The following is a 15,789-nucleotide window of genomic DNA, read 5'->3' on the forward strand; positions in this document are numbered from 1 at the left end:
GGTGGTGTTTTTGTTTATGTGTTGCGGTAATTAATATTTAGCTCCTTTATAATACCCCCCGACCGCACCCCGTAGCACAGGCCAGAAAGATGACAAACAGCAGCGTCAGGGACGGATCTTCTTAAAAAGAGTGAGTGACATGGACAACAAACTGAAAAAACATCGTTCCCTTTATATTCCTTACGCCGGTCCGGTTTTACTGGAGTTTCCCCTTCTGAACAAAGGCAGCGCCTTTAGCATGGAAGAGCGCAGCAGCTTTAACCTGCTGGGTCTGCTGCCTGAAGTGGTTGAAACCATTGAAGAACAGGCGGAACGCGCCTGGATCCAGTATCAGGGCTTTAAAACCGAAATCGATAAGCACATCTACCTGCGTAATATCCAGGACACCAACGAAACCCTCTTCTACCGCCTGGTGCAGAACCATCTCGAAGAGATGATGCCCGTCATTTATACCCCAACCGTCGGCGCGGCGTGTGAACGCTTCTCAGAGATCTACCGTCGTTCCCGCGGCGTGTTCATCTCCTATCAGAACCGTCACAACATGGACGACATTCTGCAAAACGTGCCTAATCACAACATCAAGGTGATCGTGGTAACCGATGGCGAACGTATTCTGGGCCTTGGCGACCAGGGCATTGGTGGGATGGGGATCCCCATCGGTAAGCTCTCGCTGTATACCGCCTGCGGCGGGATCAGCCCGGCCTACACCCTGCCGGTTGTGCTGGACGTGGGGACCAACAACCAGCAACTGCTGAACGATCCGCTGTACATGGGCTGGCGTCACCCGCGCATTACCGACGACGAGTACTATCAGTTTGTTGATGATTTCATCCAGGCCGTGAAGCACCGCTGGCCGGACGTGCTGTTGCAGTTCGAAGACTTCGCACAGAAAAACGCCATGCCGCTGCTGAACCGCTACCGCGATGAGATCTGCTCGTTCAACGATGACATTCAGGGCACTGCGGCAGTGACCGTGGGGACGCTGATTGCCGCGAGCCGTGCGGCAGGCAGCCAGCTCAGCTATCAGAAAATTGTCTTCCTGGGTGCAGGCTCCGCGGGCTGCGGCATCGCCGAGCAAATTATTGCCCAGACCCAGCGCGAAGGCTTAAGCGAAGAGCTGGCTCGCTCCCGCGTCTTTATGGTGGACCGTTTTGGCCTGCTGACCGACGGTATGCCAAACCTGCTCCCGTTCCAGACCAAACTGGTGCAGAAGCGTGAAAACCTGAAAAACTGGGATACGGATAACGAAGTGCTCTCGCTTCTTGACGTGGTGCGCAACGTGAAGCCGGACATTCTGATCGGCGTATCCGGGCAGACCGGCCTCTTCACGGAAGAGATTATTCGCGAGATGCACAAGCACTGCGAACGCCCTATCGTGATGCCGCTGTCTAACCCGACTTCACGCGTGGAGGCAACGCCGCAGGATATCATCGCCTGGACCGAAGGTAAGGCACTGGTCGCGACCGGTAGCCCGTTTGATCCGGTGCTGTGGAAGGACAAACTCTATCCCATCGCACAGTGCAATAACTCCTATATCTTCCCGGGTATTGGTCTGGGGGTTATCGCCTCCGGCGCGTCACGCATCACCGACGAAATGCTGATGTCCGCGAGCGAAACGCTGGCAGGTCACTCACCGCTGGTGAATAACGGTGAAGGCCTGGTACTGCCGGAGCTGAAAGACATTCATAAAGTGTCCCGCGCAATTGCCTTCGCGGTAGGCAAAATGGCGCAGCAGCAAGGCGTCGCGGTGAAAACCTCTGCCGATGCGTTGCAGCAGGCGATTGACGATAACTTCTGGATGCCGGAATACCGTAGCTATCGTCGTACTTCGATTTAAGCATTGCCCCTCACCCAGCCCTCTCCCCAAAGGGGAGAGGGTTAGGGTGAGGGGAATATACGGTACCTCCCACTAGCCAAACCCATTTTCCCCCGCTACACTCCCTTCATCCATTAACCTACTGAATATATAAGGAGGCCAATTATGCTGTACTGTGAAATTTTCAATGTTTCACATACATTTGGTGATCGCACCAGCTCAAGCGTTATCGGTATCGTGCTGCGATAACTTCCGCTTGAGCGAAGACACCAACCCCTGAAATCCCTTCTCTCGGGCTTACTGAGTTATCGTCAGCGATGTTTGACGAGGCATAAACATGCCTGTAACTCCTGGGTAAGCAACAATGAGCACTTTACTCACTGCACATTCTTTACGCGTTGATACGGCGTTCGGCACGCTCTTCGACTCTCTCTCCTTTACGTTGAAAAAAAGCGATCGCATCGGCCTGCTGGGTGATAACGGCTGCGGAAAAAGTACGCTGCTGAAAATCCTCGACGGGACGCAGTCCCCTGCTGCCGGAACCGTTTCACTGGCGGGGCATTGCCTGCTGGCGCGCGTGGAACAACATCTGCCGGAGGCCCTTTATCCCCTGACCATGCTGGATGCGGTGCTGGCGCAGCTGCCGATTGGTGAGCGCGACAGTTTGCGCTGGAAAGCCGAGACGCTGCTGGCCGGAATGGGCTTCACGACGCAGGAAACGGCGTTAACCTCCGCCACGCTGAGCGGCGGCCAGCATACGCGGTTGCTGCTGGCACGAGCGTTGATAAGCGATCCGGATCTGCTGCTTCTGGACGAACCGAGCAACCACCTTGACCTGCCGACCCTGCTGTGGCTGGAGCAGTTTCTACAAAACTGGTCCGGCAGCTTTGTGCTGGTCTCACACGACAGGCAACTGCTGGACGCGGTAACCAACGGCAGCTGGATCCTGCGCGATAAAACGCTGCACGCCTTTGCCCTTCCCTGCACTGCCGCCCGTCTGGCGCTCGACGCAAAAGACGAAAGCGATGCGTTGCGCCATAAGGCAGAGCAAAAAGAGATCGACCGCGTCACGGCCAGCGCACGGCGTCTCGCGACCTGGGGCAAGGTCTATGACAACGAAGATCTCTCCCGTAAGGCTAAGCAGATGGAAAAACAGGTCGAACGCCTGAAAGAGACCCAGACGGAACTGACGGCGGGAAGCCCGTGGACCTTAACCCTGCGCGGGGACGCTCTTCGGGCCGACCGCCTGCTGGAAATGACTCACCTCGGCGTCCCCCCGGCGCCGGGTCTGCCAGACCTGTTTACTCTCGACAGCGCGCGGCTGAAGAGCGGCGATCGCGTGGCGATTGTGGGTCGTAACGGCTGCGGAAAATCGTCGCTGCTGAAGCTTATCTGGCGACATTTTCGCGACGAGATCGCGGACGAGCGGCTTAAGCGTCATCCGCGCGTCTCACCCGGCTACTACGACCAGACGCTGCACCAGTTGCCGGACGATGCGGCGCTGCTTGATGCGCTGGAGCCTTTCGCGCCAGATCCGCAGACACGTAAAATGGCGCTCATCAGTGCCGGGTTCCCGTGGGCGCGTCACGGGCAAAAAGTCAGTACGCTGAGCGGCGGGGAACGTTCGCGCCTGCTGTTCGTCGGCCTGACGCTTGCCCGTTATAGCCTGCTGATGCTGGATGAACCGACCAACCACCTGGACATGGAAGGCAAAGAGGCGCTGGCGGAAACGCTGCAACAGTTTGAAGGCGGAGTGCTGCTGGTGAGCCACGATCGTCAGTTAATTAGCCAGAGCTGTAACCGCTTCTGGCTGATTGAGGACGGCAGGCTGAGCGAATGGCACGATGCGGAGGCGGCGTTTGAGCGTCTGCGTGAGGACACCGGTCCGGTTGTACCTGAAGCGTCGAAGGCCGCATCGAAGGCACCCTTTTCAGCGTCTGACGATCTGCTCGAACGCCTGGTTGCCCTGGAAACGCTGCTGGAAGAGGATTTGGCGCGCAAGCCAAAACATCAAAAACCGCAGTTACAGGCGCAATGGCGAAAAGAGATTGAGGTGATAGAAGCGCAACTGTAAATCTGAGCCCGGCGGTGACGTCGCCGGGCTAGTGTTTTTCACCCCAATTTATGAGGGGTACAGCCTTTTCTTAATCCGAAAATGCATCAAATAATGACATTATGTTGCGGTTACCTTGCATTACATCGCCAAAGTATTAATCCTTAATGGGTAATCAGACCTGCTATGCAGATACTCATCATGAAAGGAGAAACACATGAAGGCTGCTGTTGTCACTCAGGATCATCAGGTTAATGTCACAGAAAAAACCTTACGCGCGCTCAAACATGGTGAAGCGCTGCTGAAGATGGAGTGCTGTGGCGTTTGCCATACCGATCTCCATGTTAAGAATGGCGATTTTGGCGACAAAACCGGGGTGATCCTCGGCCACGAAGGGATTGGTATCGTCAAAGAGATTGGTCCTGGCGTCACGTCGCTAAAAGTAGGCGATCGTGCAAGCGTGGCGTGGTTCTTCGAAGGCTGTGGCCACTGTGAATATTGTAATACCGGCAACGAAACGCTGTGCCGTGACGTGAAAAACGCGGGTTACTCCGTTGACGGCGGCATGGCGGAAGAGTGCATCGTAACCGCGGATTACGCGGTTAAAGTTCCGGACGGACTGGACTCTGCGGCGGCCAGCAGCATCACCTGCGCCGGGGTCACCACCTACAAAGCGGTAAAAGTCTCTGACATCAAACCCGGCCAGTGGATTGCGATCTATGGCCTGGGCGGTCTGGGCAACCTCGCGCTGCAATACGCCAAAAATGTCTTCAATGCGAAAGTTATCGCCATTGACGTGAATGACGAGCAGTTGAAGCTCGCTGCCAGCATGGGCGCAGACTTAACCGTGAACTCCCGCAGTGAAGATGCGGCAAAAGTGATTCAGGAGAAAACCGGCGGTGCACATGCGGCGGTGGTGACGGCGGTAGCGAAAGCGGCCTTCAACTCTGCCGTTGACGCAGTTCGCGCCGGAGGCCGCGTGGTGGCTGTAGGCCTGCCGCCGGAAGCGATGAGCCTGGATATTCCACGTCTGGTCCTGGATGGGATTCAGGTAGTGGGTTCCCTGGTGGGTACCCGTCAGGATCTGCTCGAAGCCTTCCAGTTTGCGGCTGAAGGTAAGGTGAAACCGAAAGTTACAATGCGCCCACTGGAAGATATCAACGCCATCTTCAAAGAGATGGAACAGGGCCAGATCCGTGGCCGTATGGTGATTGATTTACGTTCTTAACCGCGGTGGCCGGGTAGCGGCTCTGCCCTGCCCGGCTTTTCACGTGGACGAACGGCGATCGGAAATCCATTCCTGAACCTCGATCTGGAACGTGTCCGGCGCTTTTCGATACATCTTCCGCGCCAGATCCAGGATGGTATGGCGCCCTAACTCCTCTTCCATCCGCTGCTGCGCGCTGTCCATGACCGAGCGCATCCCACACGGGCCGTCACAGACCCAGGCAGGTGGCGTTTCATCAAACACCGCCAGGCGCTGACGCACTTCCCGACACTCAAACATATTCTTCTCGCCGTCGATGGCGTGCGCCACGTCCAGCACGCTGATCAGCTCTGCCGGACGCGCCAGCCGGAAGCCTCCCCCTTTACCCTCGGTGCTGATGACCAGCCCCGCGCGTGATAAACGGGTGAAGATTTTTCCAAGATAGTCGTACGGCACGCCCTGCAAGGCCGCCATCTCCCGGACGCTCATCTCACGTTCATTGCCTTTTGCATCCACCATACACATCAGGCTATGAATGCCATATTCCACACCAGAACTGTAAAACGCCATGGCTCACTCCGGGTCATTGTTCGCTGCATTATAACGATTTTTAACTCAGAAAGAAGTTGTCGCAGTTAACTCCGACAAGTATAGTGGCAGTTATGTCAGACATACAGCCTGACGCACTAAAGGATCGAGTATGAAAAAGCAGATTTTAATTGTGGGTAGTGGGTTTTCCGGTATGTGGGCTGCGGTCAGCGCCGCGCGCCTTTCTGCTCTGGCGGGTAACAATAGCCTCAGCATTGCCGTGCTGGCCCCTGTTGCGGAGCTGCGCGTTCGCCCACGCTTTTATGAAGAGAACGTGTCGACGATGGTCGCGCCGCTGACCGAACTGTATGCTGAGCTGGGTATCGCCTTTATTGCGGGCGAAGCACAACGTATTGATACCTCGTCTAAAACCGTTTTGTATCGCGATTCAAACGGCGCGATTGCTGACGTCGCCTGGGAACGTCTGATCCTCGCAACCGGTAGCCAGACTAAACGTCCTCCTGTTGCCGGTCTGGCTGAATACGCCTTTGATATCGACCAACTCGACTCCGCCAGATTATTCGAGCAGCATCTTGATTCGCTGGTTTCGCGCCCCTCCACCCCGGAGCGTAATACCGTGGTCGTGTGTGGCGGCGGCTTTACCGGCATCGAACTGGCAACGGAACTCCCTGCCCGACTCCGTACTCGCTTCGGCGCTGATACAAAGACTAAAGTAATCGTAGTTGAAAGAGGTGCAACCATCGGCGGGCGTTATAGCGAGGCGCTGCGTAACACAATTGAAGAAGCAAGCAACGCGCTCGGCGTTGAATGGCGTTTAAACAGTGAAATTGAAGCCATCGATGCCAGCGGCGTAACGCTGAAAAACGGAGAGCGCATTGCCAGCGCCACTGTAGTGTGGACGGCAGGGGTAGAAGCTAACCTCCTCAGCCTGCAAATTGACGGGGAACGCGATACTCAGGGACGGCTGATCGTCAACGACACGTTGCAGGTTCCTGCGCATCCGGAGGTTTACGCGACGGGTGATATGGCGCACGCCAAAACGGACGATGCGGGCAACACGGCGCTGATGACCTGCCAGCACGCGATCCAGCTGGGGAAATTCGCCGGACACAACGCGGCGGCCAGCCTGTTAAATCTGGAGCCGTACCCTTACCGTCAGGTGAACTACGTCACCTGTCTGGATTTAGGTGGCTGGGGCGCGGTATACACCGAGGGCTGGGAACAGCGCGTTAAATCCGTGCGCGAGGAAGGCAAAAAGATCAAAGTCGCCATCACCAACGAACTGATTTACCCGCCAGCAGCAGACAAAGCGGTCGCTTTTGCCGCCGCTGACCCGCTGGCGAAATTCGTTTAGTCCCCTCCTGCGCCCGCGACCAGCGGGCAAAGTGTGCAATCAGGCCAGCGCACCTGCGTTGGCCTGACGCTTTTTGGCACATAAATAACCATACATCAGCAGAGAGGTCATCGCAGAGAAGGATAAAATCGCGGCCGGCAGCGTGACATAGCTCCAGCTAAAGCCGAGCGTAATCATCAATCCACCGAAATAGGCGCCAATTGCGCTGCCGAGGTTAAACGCCATTTGCCCGCCTGCGGCCCCCAGCATCTCGCCGCCTTTCGCATTTTGCAGCAGCAGAATTTGCAGAGGCGCAGAGAGCGCAAACAGCCCGGCGCAACAGATGAATCCCATGACCAGTGAAGCTGTTTTAAGCTCGCCAAAGGCAAACAACGCCAGCAGCGAAGCCACAATCACCAGGTCGGTGGTGGCAGCAATGCGCAGCGGGCTAAAGCGTGACGACAGCTTGCCGCTGAAGACATTTCCCAGCACCATGCCCAGCCCCATCAGCATCATGATCGCGGTCATGACGCCCTCAGAAAAGCCTGATAGGTTGACCATAAACGGCTTCACGAAGCTAAACCAGGCAAACACCCCGGCATTGCCAAACATCGTAGCGGCAAAAATCAGCCACGGTTCCGGTTTCTTCAGGAAGTGGAATTGTTCTGCCAGCCGGGTGGTTGTCGTGTCGTGAATGTCAGGCACCCACAGCAGAACAGACAGGATCACCAGCGCGTCAAAGACCGCAATCAAAAAGAAGGTGTAACGCCAGTTAAATTCATGTCCCAGCCACGTCCCGAGCGGCACGCCAAGCAGGTTGGCAACGGTCATCCCGGCAATCATCCCGGCCACAGCGACCGTCACTTTACCCGGCGGCGCGATTTTTGACAGGATTATCGCCCCCACTCCGAAAATCGCGCCATGCGGGAAACCAGAGATTAAGCGCCCCGCCGCCAGTCCCACGTAGGAGTCAGAGAAGGTAAAGAGCGCGTTACCGACGACGCACATCGCCACCAGAAACAGCAGCGTTGTTTTCAGCGAAAATTTGCTGGAGAACAGCGCCACAATCGGCGCGCCGATCACCACGCCAAAAGCGTAAAACGAAATCATATTTCCGGCGGAGGGAATCGAAATGCCCGTATCATGAGCCAGCTCGGTCAGCACGCCCATAATGCCAAACTCAGCCATCCCCAGGCCAAAGGTACCCAGTGCTAACGAAAAAATTGTCTTTTTCATACCGCGACCACTGTTAAAAAAATGCAGCGTGCATTATTGATTAAACTTGTATGGTGAACCAGTTCAAATCAGATTTCTGACACATTAATCCATTCATTCAGGCCGATTACACTCTTAGTACGGCCTCGATCCCGCGACCGGATACAAAGGGAGACCCACCATGGTCAGTAAGAAGAAAACCCGTGTTGTTGATGATGTCGTTAAAAACGCGCCGCTCAAAACCAAAGCGTACGAGCAAGAGCTTCGCCGCCTCCATGTTGAACTGGTTAAGCTCCAGCAATGGGTGGTCGCCAAAGGGTTAAAGGTCTGTATTGTTTTTGAAGGGCGAGACGGCGCCGGTAAAGGCGGCGCTATCAAAGCCATCACCGAACGCGTCAGCCCTCGGGTGTTTCGCGTTGTTGCGTTACCGGCCCCCACCGATAAAGAGAAAAGTCAGCTCTATTTTCAGCGTTACGTTCCCCATCTGCCCTCTGCCGGGGAAATCGTTATTTTTGACCGCAGCTGGTACAACCGCGCGGGCGTGGAAAGAGTCATGGGTTTCTGTACCGAGGAGCAGGCCGAAAAATTTCTTGATGGAACGCCGGTAATGGAAAAAGCGATGGTCGATGCCGGGATCATTTTGTTGAAATACTGGCTTGAAGTAACGCCAAAAGAGCAGGAGCGCCGCCTGCGCGATCGCATTAATGATGGTCGCAATATCTGGAAGCTGTCTCCAATGGATATTAAATCTTTCAATCTATGGGATGAGTATACCCTCGCCCGCGACGCGATGTTTAAAGCGACCGACACCGCCTGGGCGCCGTGGTTTGTGGCGCGCTCAGAAGATAAAAAAAGGGTGCGACTGAATATTATTTCGCATCTGCTTTCCCAGATCCCCTATAAAGAAATTCACGTAGACAAGGTGGATTTACCGAAACGCAAGATCGGCAAAGTGAAGCCTACAAAATATCCCTTCCGGTATATTGCAGAGCAATTTTGATATTACTGGAAGACGGCTCGCATAATGTAGATTACCAGGGGAAACAGTATTGTTTTTTGTTGGCTGCGGTTGATAATGACCGCACCAACAAAGGAGAAACCGATGAAACGCACGGCAGAATCGCCCCCTTCCAGACCTAAAGCAGCAACAAAGCCTACAACCCATGCTAAGCCAGGCTCGACACCATCACATCAGCTATCAGAAGCGGATCGTGCATTTATACGAGCAATGAATGAGTTTGTGGAGAAACATGGAACTATCACTGATGATGAGTTTTTCAGGGTGCTTTAATGCTGAGACAATTTAATGTTTATCGTAATACGTCTGCGGCAAAGCGGGACCAGCTTCCTTATTATATGCTTATCCAGGATGATTATTATGAGGATCTCCCCACTCGCGTCATTGTACCCCTCGCGAGAAATAACAGGCTACCGCTATGGCAGAGCCAGCTGGCTCCAGGAATAAATATTGAATTTAAAACCTTTCTGATTTATTCGCCAATGATAACCAATATTAATAACCAGAAAATTAATCCAAAAGACTTTGTTTGTAATTTACGTAACGCTCGTCAGGATGTTATAGCAGCAATTGATCGCTTATTGACTAACACATGACGCCAGCCTGCCAGGCAGTTATTCCTGCCCGCGCAAGTGCAGCGCCGCCGGACAATGCCGACGGCGCAAGGTTTACTTCAACCCTTCCGAACTCTCTTTTTGCGCTTCAAGTCGCTCAACGTCCCGATACCAGCGCGGATGGTGTTTTTGCGCCCAGCGGCGGCTCACCTTCCCTTCAATCATGCCTTTAATCGATCCTTTCACCCAGAAGGCCATATACATATGGATCAGGATGGCGTGGATCAGAATAATGGCCGAGGTCGCGTGGATCAGCAGTGCGTAGCGCACCACCTGGATCGGGAAATATTGGGCAAAATACGGACGCCAGATAATCACTCCGGTTACCAGCAGCACGAAAATCATGCTCATGATGGTCCAGAACATCATCTTCTGCCCGGCGTTGTATTTGCCCACCTTCGCGACTTTATGCTCGTTGCCTTTCAGAACCTCAACAATCCCTTTAATCCAGGGAATATCCTGCTTGTCAGGGATGTTGTGATGAACGAAACGCACGAACATAAACATCAGCACCACGAAAATCAGCACGCCGAAGAACGGATGCAGAATGCGTCCCATCTGCGGTGTCCCGAAGGTTTCCGTGAGCCACTGTAGCGTCGGGAAGAAGAACGAAATGCCGGATACTGCCACCAGGAAGAAGCAGATGACCACCGTCCAGTGACAGGCGCGATCGACAAATTTTGTGCGCACTATCATTTTCGACTTATTCATGATGCTCCTCCTCGTCGTCATCCACCTCTTTATTCGGTCCGATACCGATGTAGTGATAAATCAGCCCGGCAAAGGTGGCGATAAAGCCCGCTGCTGAGAGCGGCTTAAGCGCCCCTTTCCACAGGTTGATTGAGGTATCGATCGCCGGATCTTTCGGCAGATTGTGATACAGCTCCGGCTGGTCATTGTGGTGCAGAACATACATGACGTGCGTACCGCCGACACCCTGCGGGTTATAAATCCCGGCCTTGTCATAGCCGCGCGCTTTGAGCTTATCCACCCGCTGCTGTGCCACTTCCAGCATCTCTTTTTTGGTACCGAAGTGGATCGCCCCGGTAGGACAGGTCTTCACGCAGGCAGGCTCCTGGCCGACGCTGACGCGATCGACGCACAGCGTGCATTTATAGACCCGGTTATCCTCTTTATTGAGGCGCGGGATATTAAACGGACAACCTGCAATACAGTAACCGCAGCCGATGCAGTTATCCTGCTGGAAGTCGACGATCCCGTTGGCGTACTGAATGATTGCCCCGGCAGACGGGCATGCCTTCAGGCAGCCCGGATCTTCACAGTGCATACAGCCGTCTTTACGGATCAGCCACTCCAGCTTGCCATTCTGGTCGGTTTCGCTAAAGCGCATCACCGTCCAGGACTTGGCGCTCAGATCAGCAGGATTGTCATAGACACCAACGCAGTGCCCCACCTCGTCGCGAATATCGTTCCACTCCGAGCAGGCCACCTGGCAGGCCTTACAGCCCACGCAGGAGGAGACATCGATCAGCTTGGCGACTTCTGCCTTGTAATCCCGCGCACGAGGCGCGGGCGTTATCGGGTTGGTCGCGGAGCGTTTAATAATGTCTTGTGTTTCCATCGCCATTTAATCGCTCCTTACGCTTTCTCGATGTTGACCAGAAACGCTTTATACTCCGGCGTTTGCGAGTTGGAATCGCCGACGTTTGGCGTCAGGGTATTGGCGATGTAGCCCTTCTGCGCTACCCCTTCAAAGCCCCAGTGCAGCGGTATACCGACGGTTTCCACCTGCTGGCCATGCACGTTCAGCGTTTGCAGACGACGGGTGACCACCGCCACCGCGCGAATAAAGCCGCGCTTGCTGCTGACCTTCACGCGATCGCCGTTGGCAATGCCTTTCGCCTTCGCCAGGGTTTCGCTTATCTCCACAAACTGTTCCGGCTGCGCGATGGCGTTAAGCCGCGCGTGCTTGGTCCAGGTATGGAAATGCTCGGTCAGGCGGTAGGTGGTGCCGACATACGGGAACTTGTCCTTTTTACCTAAACGCAGCACGTCGTCTTCATAGATGCGTACCACCGGACTGGAGACCACATTCGGGTGCAGCGGGTTAGTGCCGAGCGGCGTTTCCATCGGCTCGTAGTGTTCCGGGAACGGCCCTTCCGCCAGTTTGTCGATAGCAAACAGACGTCCCAGCCCTTCCGGCTGCATGATAAACGGCCCGGTGTTGCTGCCCGGCGCGGCGGTGTTGAAGTCAGGGATATCGTTCCCCGTCCACTTCGTGCCGTTCCACTCGATCAGCATGCGTTTCGGATCCCACGGCTTACCGTTCACGTCTGCGGAGGCACGGTTGTACAGTACGCGGCGGTTCAACGGCCACGCCCATGCCCAGCCCAGGGTATTGCCCAGGCCTGACGGATCGGCGTTATCGCGATTGGCCATCTGGTTACCCTGCTCCGTCCAGCTGCCGGTGTAGATCCAGCAGGAAGAGGCCGTGGTACCGTCGTCACGCAACAGCGCGAAGCTATTGAGCAGCTGTCCTTTCTTCGCCACCAGATTGCCGTTGGCATCGTACAGGTCGGCCAGCGCCACGCCGTTGTTCTCTTTTGCCACCTCTTCGGACTCAGGATGATCCGGCTGCTTGTAGTTCCAGCTCATCTTCAGCAGCGGCTCAGCGCCTTTGCCGCCTTCGGCGCGGTACATCTCGCGCAGACGATGGTAAATCCCGGCCAGAATTTCGCCGTCATTACGCGCTTCGCCGGGCGCATCCTGACCTTTCCAGTGCCACTGTAGCCAGCGGCCAGAGTTGGCAATTGAACCGTCCTCTTCCGCAAAGCAGGTCGACGGCAGGCGGAACACCTCGGTCTGAATCGCTGCCGGATCGACATCGTTTGATTCACCGTGGTTCTGCCAGAACGTAGACGTTTCGGTGACCAGCGGATCGATAACCACCATGTACTTCAGCTTGCTCAGGCTGCGAACGACTTTGTTTTTATCCGGGAATGACGCTACCGGGTTAAAGCCCTGGCAGATATACCCCGTGACGTCGCCCTTATCCATCATGTTGAAATACTTGATGACATCGTAAGCCTGGTCCCATTTCGGCAACCACTCAAAGCCCCAGTCATTCTCTTTCTGCGCCGCGTCGCCGTAGAACGATTTCATCAGACTGACGGCAAACTTCGGATAGTTACTCCAGTAGTTCACCTGGTCCGGACGCGTCGCTTTTGGCGTGTTGGCGTCAAGCCAGCTTTCCCAGTCGGTCTGCTTCTCGGACGGCAGGGTCAGGTAACCCGGCAGGCTGGTCGACAGCAGGCCGAGGTCGGTTAAGCCCTGAATGTTAGAGTGCCCGCGCAGGGCGTTCACGCCGCCACCGGCCATCCCCATGTTGCCGAGCAGCAGCTGGATCATCGCCATGGTACGGATGTTCTGCGCGCCCACGGTATGCTGCGTCCAGCCCAGCGCGTACAGGAATGTAGTGGTTCTGTCGGCGGCACTGGTGGAAGCCAGCACTTCACATACTTTCAGGAAGTCCGCTTTCGGCGTACCGCAGATGTTTTCCACCACGTCCGGCGTATAGCGGGAAACGTGCTGTTTCAGCAAGTTCCACACGCAGCGCGGATCGCTCAGGGTCTCATCGCGTTTCGCGTAGCCGTTTTCGTCGAACTGATAGTTCCAGGACGATTTATCGTACTGACGTTTCCCGGCGTCATAGCCGCTGAAGAGGCCATCTTCGAAGGCGAAATCTTCCCGTACCAGCAGGCCGGCATTGGTGTAATGCTTAACGTATTCCACGTTAATTTTGTTATTTTCGATCAGGTACAACAGCACGCCGGAAAGGAACGTAATATCCGTACCGGAGCGGATCGGCGCATAGATATCAGCCACCGATGCCGTACGCGTAAAGCGCGGATCGACGACGATCAGCGTCGCATCGTTGTTGTTTTTTGCTTCCATCGCCCAGCGGAATCCCACCGGATGGGCTTCAGCGGCGTTACCGCCCATTACCACCACGACGTTAGCGTTTTTGATATCAACCCAGTGGTTGGTCATCGCACCGCGACCAAATGTTGGAGCAAGACTTGCTACCGTTGGTCCGTGTCAGACGCGCGCCTGGTTATCAACCGCCAGCATGCCGAGGGAGCGCACAAATTTTTGCGTCAGCATGCCGGTCTCATTACTTGCCGCAGAGGCACACAGCATCCCGGTGGAGGTCCAGCGGTTTACCGTGATGCCCTGCTCGTTCTTCTCAATAAAGTTGGCGTCGCGATCCGCTTTCATCAGTTTTGCAATTCGGGAGAAGGCTTCGTCCCAGGAGATACGCTGCCATTTGTCAGAGCCCGGCGCACGATATTCCGGGTAGCGCAGACGGTTTTCACTGTGGACGTAGTCCAGCAGCCCCGCCCCTTTCGGGCAAAGCGCCCCGCGGCTCACCGGATGGTCCGGGTCCCCTTCAATATGATAAATCGCTTCTTTGGCGTTCTTTGCGCCATCACCCAGGCTATACATTAATAGCCCACAACCCACGGAGCAGTATGTGCAGGTGTTACGGATCTCTTTCGCGCGCAGCAGTTTATAGTTGCGTGCCTGAGCCAGCGCCATTTTGGGAGCGAATCCCAGCATTGCGGCTGTTGTTCCGGCCATACCGCCCGCGCAGATTTTAAAAAATTGTCTGCGGCTGACGTCCATTGCTGTCCTCGTTATCTAATAAGACTTCGCGCCGCAAACTAACAGCAAAGCCCCTGTTTTTTTTGCGTCAAATCAAGGTCGCCAGACTTCGCCCCCTTAATAGTCACTGCCGGTACGATTTGCTAATCCTTTCGGGTTAACAGGCTCATTGAAAATTCGCCAGGTGTAGCAAATAGATGCTATAAGTTTTCCCTTTGATTTTTAGAAGACTGGCAGGGTAATGGACAGAAAAAGAGCAACGCTGACAGGCCTGGCGGCCATATTGCTGTGGAGCACCATGGTGGGTCTCATCCGCAGCGTCAGTGAAGGACTGGGCCCGGTGGGCGGCGCGGCGATGATTTACACCGTCAGCGGGCTGTTGTGTCTGGTGACGGTGGGTTTTCCCGATCTTCGGCGTTTTTCCACGCGCTATCTCATTGCGGGCAGCATCCTGTTTGTCAGCTATGAGATGTGCCTGGCCCTGTCGCTGGGGTATGCCGCGACGCGCTCACAGGCGATTGAAGTCGGTATGGTCAATTATCTGTGGCCAAGCCTGACGATTGCGTTCGCGATTTTGTTCAACGGGCAAAAAACCACCCTGTGGGTGATCCCTGGGCTTCTCATCTCGCTGTTGGGGGTGTGCTGGGTTTTAGGTGGCGAAAACGGTCTGCAACTGAATGACATCATGCAGAACGTCGTTACCAGTCCGCTAAGTTATGGGCTGGCGTTTGCTGGCGCTTTTATCTGGGCCGCCTACTGCACCGTCACCAGCAAGTATGCCAAAGGGCAAAATGGCATTACCCTTTTCGTCCTGCTGACCGCCCTGAGCCTGTGGCTCAAATATGCCGTCAGCGATCAGCCCGAAATGGTGTTCAGCGTCCCGGTTGTGGTGAAGCTATTGATGTGTGGGGTTGCGCTTGGCTTTGGCTACGCCGCCTGGAATATCGGTATTCTTCACGGTAACGTCACGGTGCTTGCGGCTGTCTCTTATTTCACGCCAGTTCTTTCCGCCGCACTGGCGGCTATTCTGCTGAGTTCTCCGCTTTCACTCTCATTCTGGCAAGGGGCATTGATGGTGTGCGCCGGATCGTTATTGTGCTGGTATGCCACCCGCAAATAGCATTTTTATTTTTGCCGGGTACCGAATATGCCCGGCAAAATATTAACAATATTTTAATACGTGATCACACACTCGAATATAATTCGTAACATTAGAGAGTAATTAAATTTCTGTATAGAGTGCTGTCAGAAAGCCAGAGGTGTTGTGGAAATTGACATAAACTGACAACGCAGGTAATTAATTCAGCGCCAATATTCGCGCGCTATATAGCACAAAGTGCAATAGTTTATTTCTGAAT

General features: G+C 54.9%; 13 protein-coding genes. 8 read left to right on the forward strand and 5 right to left on the reverse strand.

The annotated features are described in order from the left end of the window. Positions 1-139: 139 nt before the first annotated feature. The 3 genes from IM290_RS17845 to adhP all read left to right on the forward strand — a co-directional run bounded on the left by IM290_RS17845 (position 140) and on the right by adhP (position 5,097). Positions 140-1,837, forward strand: coding sequence for an NAD-dependent malic enzyme (locus IM290_RS17845; RefSeq protein WP_006810704.1), 1,698 nt, complete (start codon positions 140-142; stop codon positions 1,835-1,837). Between the two features lie 343 nt (positions 1,838-2,180). Continuing rightward, positions 2,181-3,890 carry an ABC-F family ATP-binding cassette domain-containing protein gene (locus IM290_RS17850; RefSeq protein ID WP_193042472.1) on the forward strand — a complete coding sequence of 570 codons (1,710 nt, stop codon included), beginning with the start codon at positions 2,181-2,183 and terminating at the stop codon, positions 3,888-3,890. Positions 3,891-4,086: 196 nt separating this feature from the next. After that, positions 4,087-5,097: an alcohol dehydrogenase AdhP gene (adhP, locus tag IM290_RS17855; protein WP_006810706.1), complete on the forward strand. Its 1,011-nt coding sequence runs from the start codon at positions 4,087-4,089 to the stop codon at positions 5,095-5,097. A gap of 39 nt (positions 5,098-5,136) precedes the next feature. Here the strand turns inward: adhP and IM290_RS17860 are convergent, their stop codons facing one another. Continuing rightward, complete coding sequence (locus IM290_RS17860) at positions 5,137-5,646, reverse strand: Rrf2 family transcriptional regulator (RefSeq protein ID WP_193042473.1); 510 nt, start codon at positions 5,644-5,646, stop codon at positions 5,137-5,139. Between the two features lie 130 nt (positions 5,647-5,776). Here IM290_RS17860 and IM290_RS17865 point away from each other — a divergent pair, with 130 nt between their 5' ends. Continuing rightward, complete coding sequence (locus IM290_RS17865; protein ID WP_086626139.1) at positions 5,777-6,979, forward strand: NAD(P)/FAD-dependent oxidoreductase; 1,203 nt, start codon at positions 5,777-5,779, stop codon at positions 6,977-6,979. Between the two features lie 39 nt (positions 6,980-7,018). On the opposite strand, the gene araJ is transcribed toward IM290_RS17865, so the two are convergent. After that, positions 7,019-8,194, reverse strand: a complete 1,176-nt coding sequence (araJ, locus tag IM290_RS17870; protein ID WP_193042474.1) for an MFS transporter AraJ — start codon at positions 8,192-8,194, stop codon at positions 7,019-7,021. A gap of 160 nt (positions 8,195-8,354) precedes the next feature. On the opposite strand from araJ, the gene ppk2 reads away from it, so the two are divergent. The 3 genes from ppk2 (at position 8,355) to IM290_RS17885 (ending at position 9,787) form a co-directional block, all read left to right on the forward strand. After that, complete coding sequence (gene ppk2 / locus IM290_RS17875) at positions 8,355-9,173, forward strand: polyphosphate kinase 2 (protein WP_193042475.1); 819 nt, start codon at positions 8,355-8,357, stop codon at positions 9,171-9,173. 102 nt (positions 9,174-9,275) lie between these two features. Beyond that, entirely contained in the window at positions 9,276-9,464 is a 189-nt protein-coding gene (locus IM290_RS17880) for a hypothetical protein (RefSeq protein WP_109937657.1), read from the forward strand. Beyond that, positions 9,464-9,787, forward strand: coding sequence for a CcdB family protein (locus tag IM290_RS17885; RefSeq protein WP_193042476.1), 324 nt, complete (start codon positions 9,464-9,466; stop codon positions 9,785-9,787). The genes IM290_RS17880 and IM290_RS17885 overlap by 1 nt, the downstream gene beginning before the upstream one ends. A gap of 72 nt (positions 9,788-9,859) precedes the next feature. Here the strand turns inward: IM290_RS17885 and fdnI are convergent, their stop codons facing one another. The 3 genes from fdnI to fdnG are packed head-to-tail and all read right to left on the reverse strand — an operon-like array spanning position 9,860 to position 14,452. Continuing rightward, positions 9,860-10,516 (reverse strand): formate dehydrogenase-N subunit gamma, encoded by a 657-nt coding sequence (gene fdnI / locus IM290_RS17890; RefSeq protein WP_032102982.1) that lies wholly within the window; start codon positions 10,514-10,516, stop codon positions 9,860-9,862. Further along, the gene (fdxH, locus tag IM290_RS17895; RefSeq protein WP_003857048.1) at positions 10,509-11,393 is read right to left on the reverse strand and encodes a formate dehydrogenase subunit beta; all 885 of its coding nucleotides are present in this window, start codon (positions 11,391-11,393) and stop codon (positions 10,509-10,511) included. Before fdxH ends, fdnI begins: the two co-directional genes overlap by 8 nt. A gap of 11 nt (positions 11,394-11,404) precedes the next feature. Continuing rightward, positions 11,405-14,452, reverse strand: a complete 3,048-nt coding sequence (gene fdnG, locus IM290_RS17900) for a formate dehydrogenase-N subunit alpha (RefSeq protein WP_193042477.1) — start codon at positions 14,450-14,452, stop codon at positions 11,405-11,407. A gap of 220 nt (positions 14,453-14,672) precedes the next feature. Here fdnG and yddG point away from each other — a divergent pair, with 220 nt between their 5' ends. After that, positions 14,673-15,551, forward strand: coding sequence for an aromatic amino acid DMT transporter YddG (gene yddG / locus IM290_RS17905; RefSeq protein ID WP_193042478.1), 879 nt, complete (start codon positions 14,673-14,675; stop codon positions 15,549-15,551). Positions 15,552-15,789 lie beyond the last annotated feature (238 nt).

This window comes from Enterobacter cloacae complex sp. S1 (genome assembly GCF_014930525.1).
GTDB lineage: Bacteria > Pseudomonadota > Gammaproteobacteria > Enterobacterales > Enterobacteriaceae > Enterobacter > Enterobacter hormaechei_C.

Bases quoted from the DNA above. Each gene is read 5' to 3' on its own strand.
- araJ (WP_193042474.1), bottom strand. From the start codon at position 8,194: ATGAAAAAGACAATTTTTTCGTTAGCACTGGGTACCTTTGGCCTGGGG.
- fdnI (WP_032102982.1), bottom strand. From the start codon at position 10,516: ATGAATAAGTCGAAAATGATAGTGCGCACAAAATTTGTCGATCGCGCC.
- IM290_RS17850 (WP_193042472.1), top strand. From the start codon at position 2,181: ATGAGCACTTTACTCACTGCACATTCTTTACGCGTTGATACGGCGTTC.
- IM290_RS17845 (WP_006810704.1), top strand. From the start codon at position 140: ATGGACAACAAACTGAAAAAACATCGTTCCCTTTATATTCCTTACGCC.
- fdxH (WP_003857048.1), bottom strand. From the start codon at position 11,393: ATGGCGATGGAAACACAAGACATTATTAAACGCTCCGCGACCAACCCG.
- adhP (WP_006810706.1), top strand. From the start codon at position 4,087: ATGAAGGCTGCTGTTGTCACTCAGGATCATCAGGTTAATGTCACAGAA.
- ppk2 (WP_193042475.1), top strand. From the start codon at position 8,355: ATGGTCAGTAAGAAGAAAACCCGTGTTGTTGATGATGTCGTTAAAAAC.
- IM290_RS17885 (WP_193042476.1), top strand. From the start codon at position 9,464: ATGCTGAGACAATTTAATGTTTATCGTAATACGTCTGCGGCAAAGCGG.
- IM290_RS17880 (WP_109937657.1), top strand. From the start codon at position 9,276: ATGAAACGCACGGCAGAATCGCCCCCTTCCAGACCTAAAGCAGCAACA.
- yddG (WP_193042478.1), top strand. From the start codon at position 14,673: ATGGACAGAAAAAGAGCAACGCTGACAGGCCTGGCGGCCATATTGCTG.
- IM290_RS17860 (WP_193042473.1), bottom strand. From the start codon at position 5,646: ATGGCGTTTTACAGTTCTGGTGTGGAATATGGCATTCATAGCCTGATG.
- IM290_RS17865 (WP_086626139.1), top strand. From the start codon at position 5,777: ATGAAAAAGCAGATTTTAATTGTGGGTAGTGGGTTTTCCGGTATGTGG.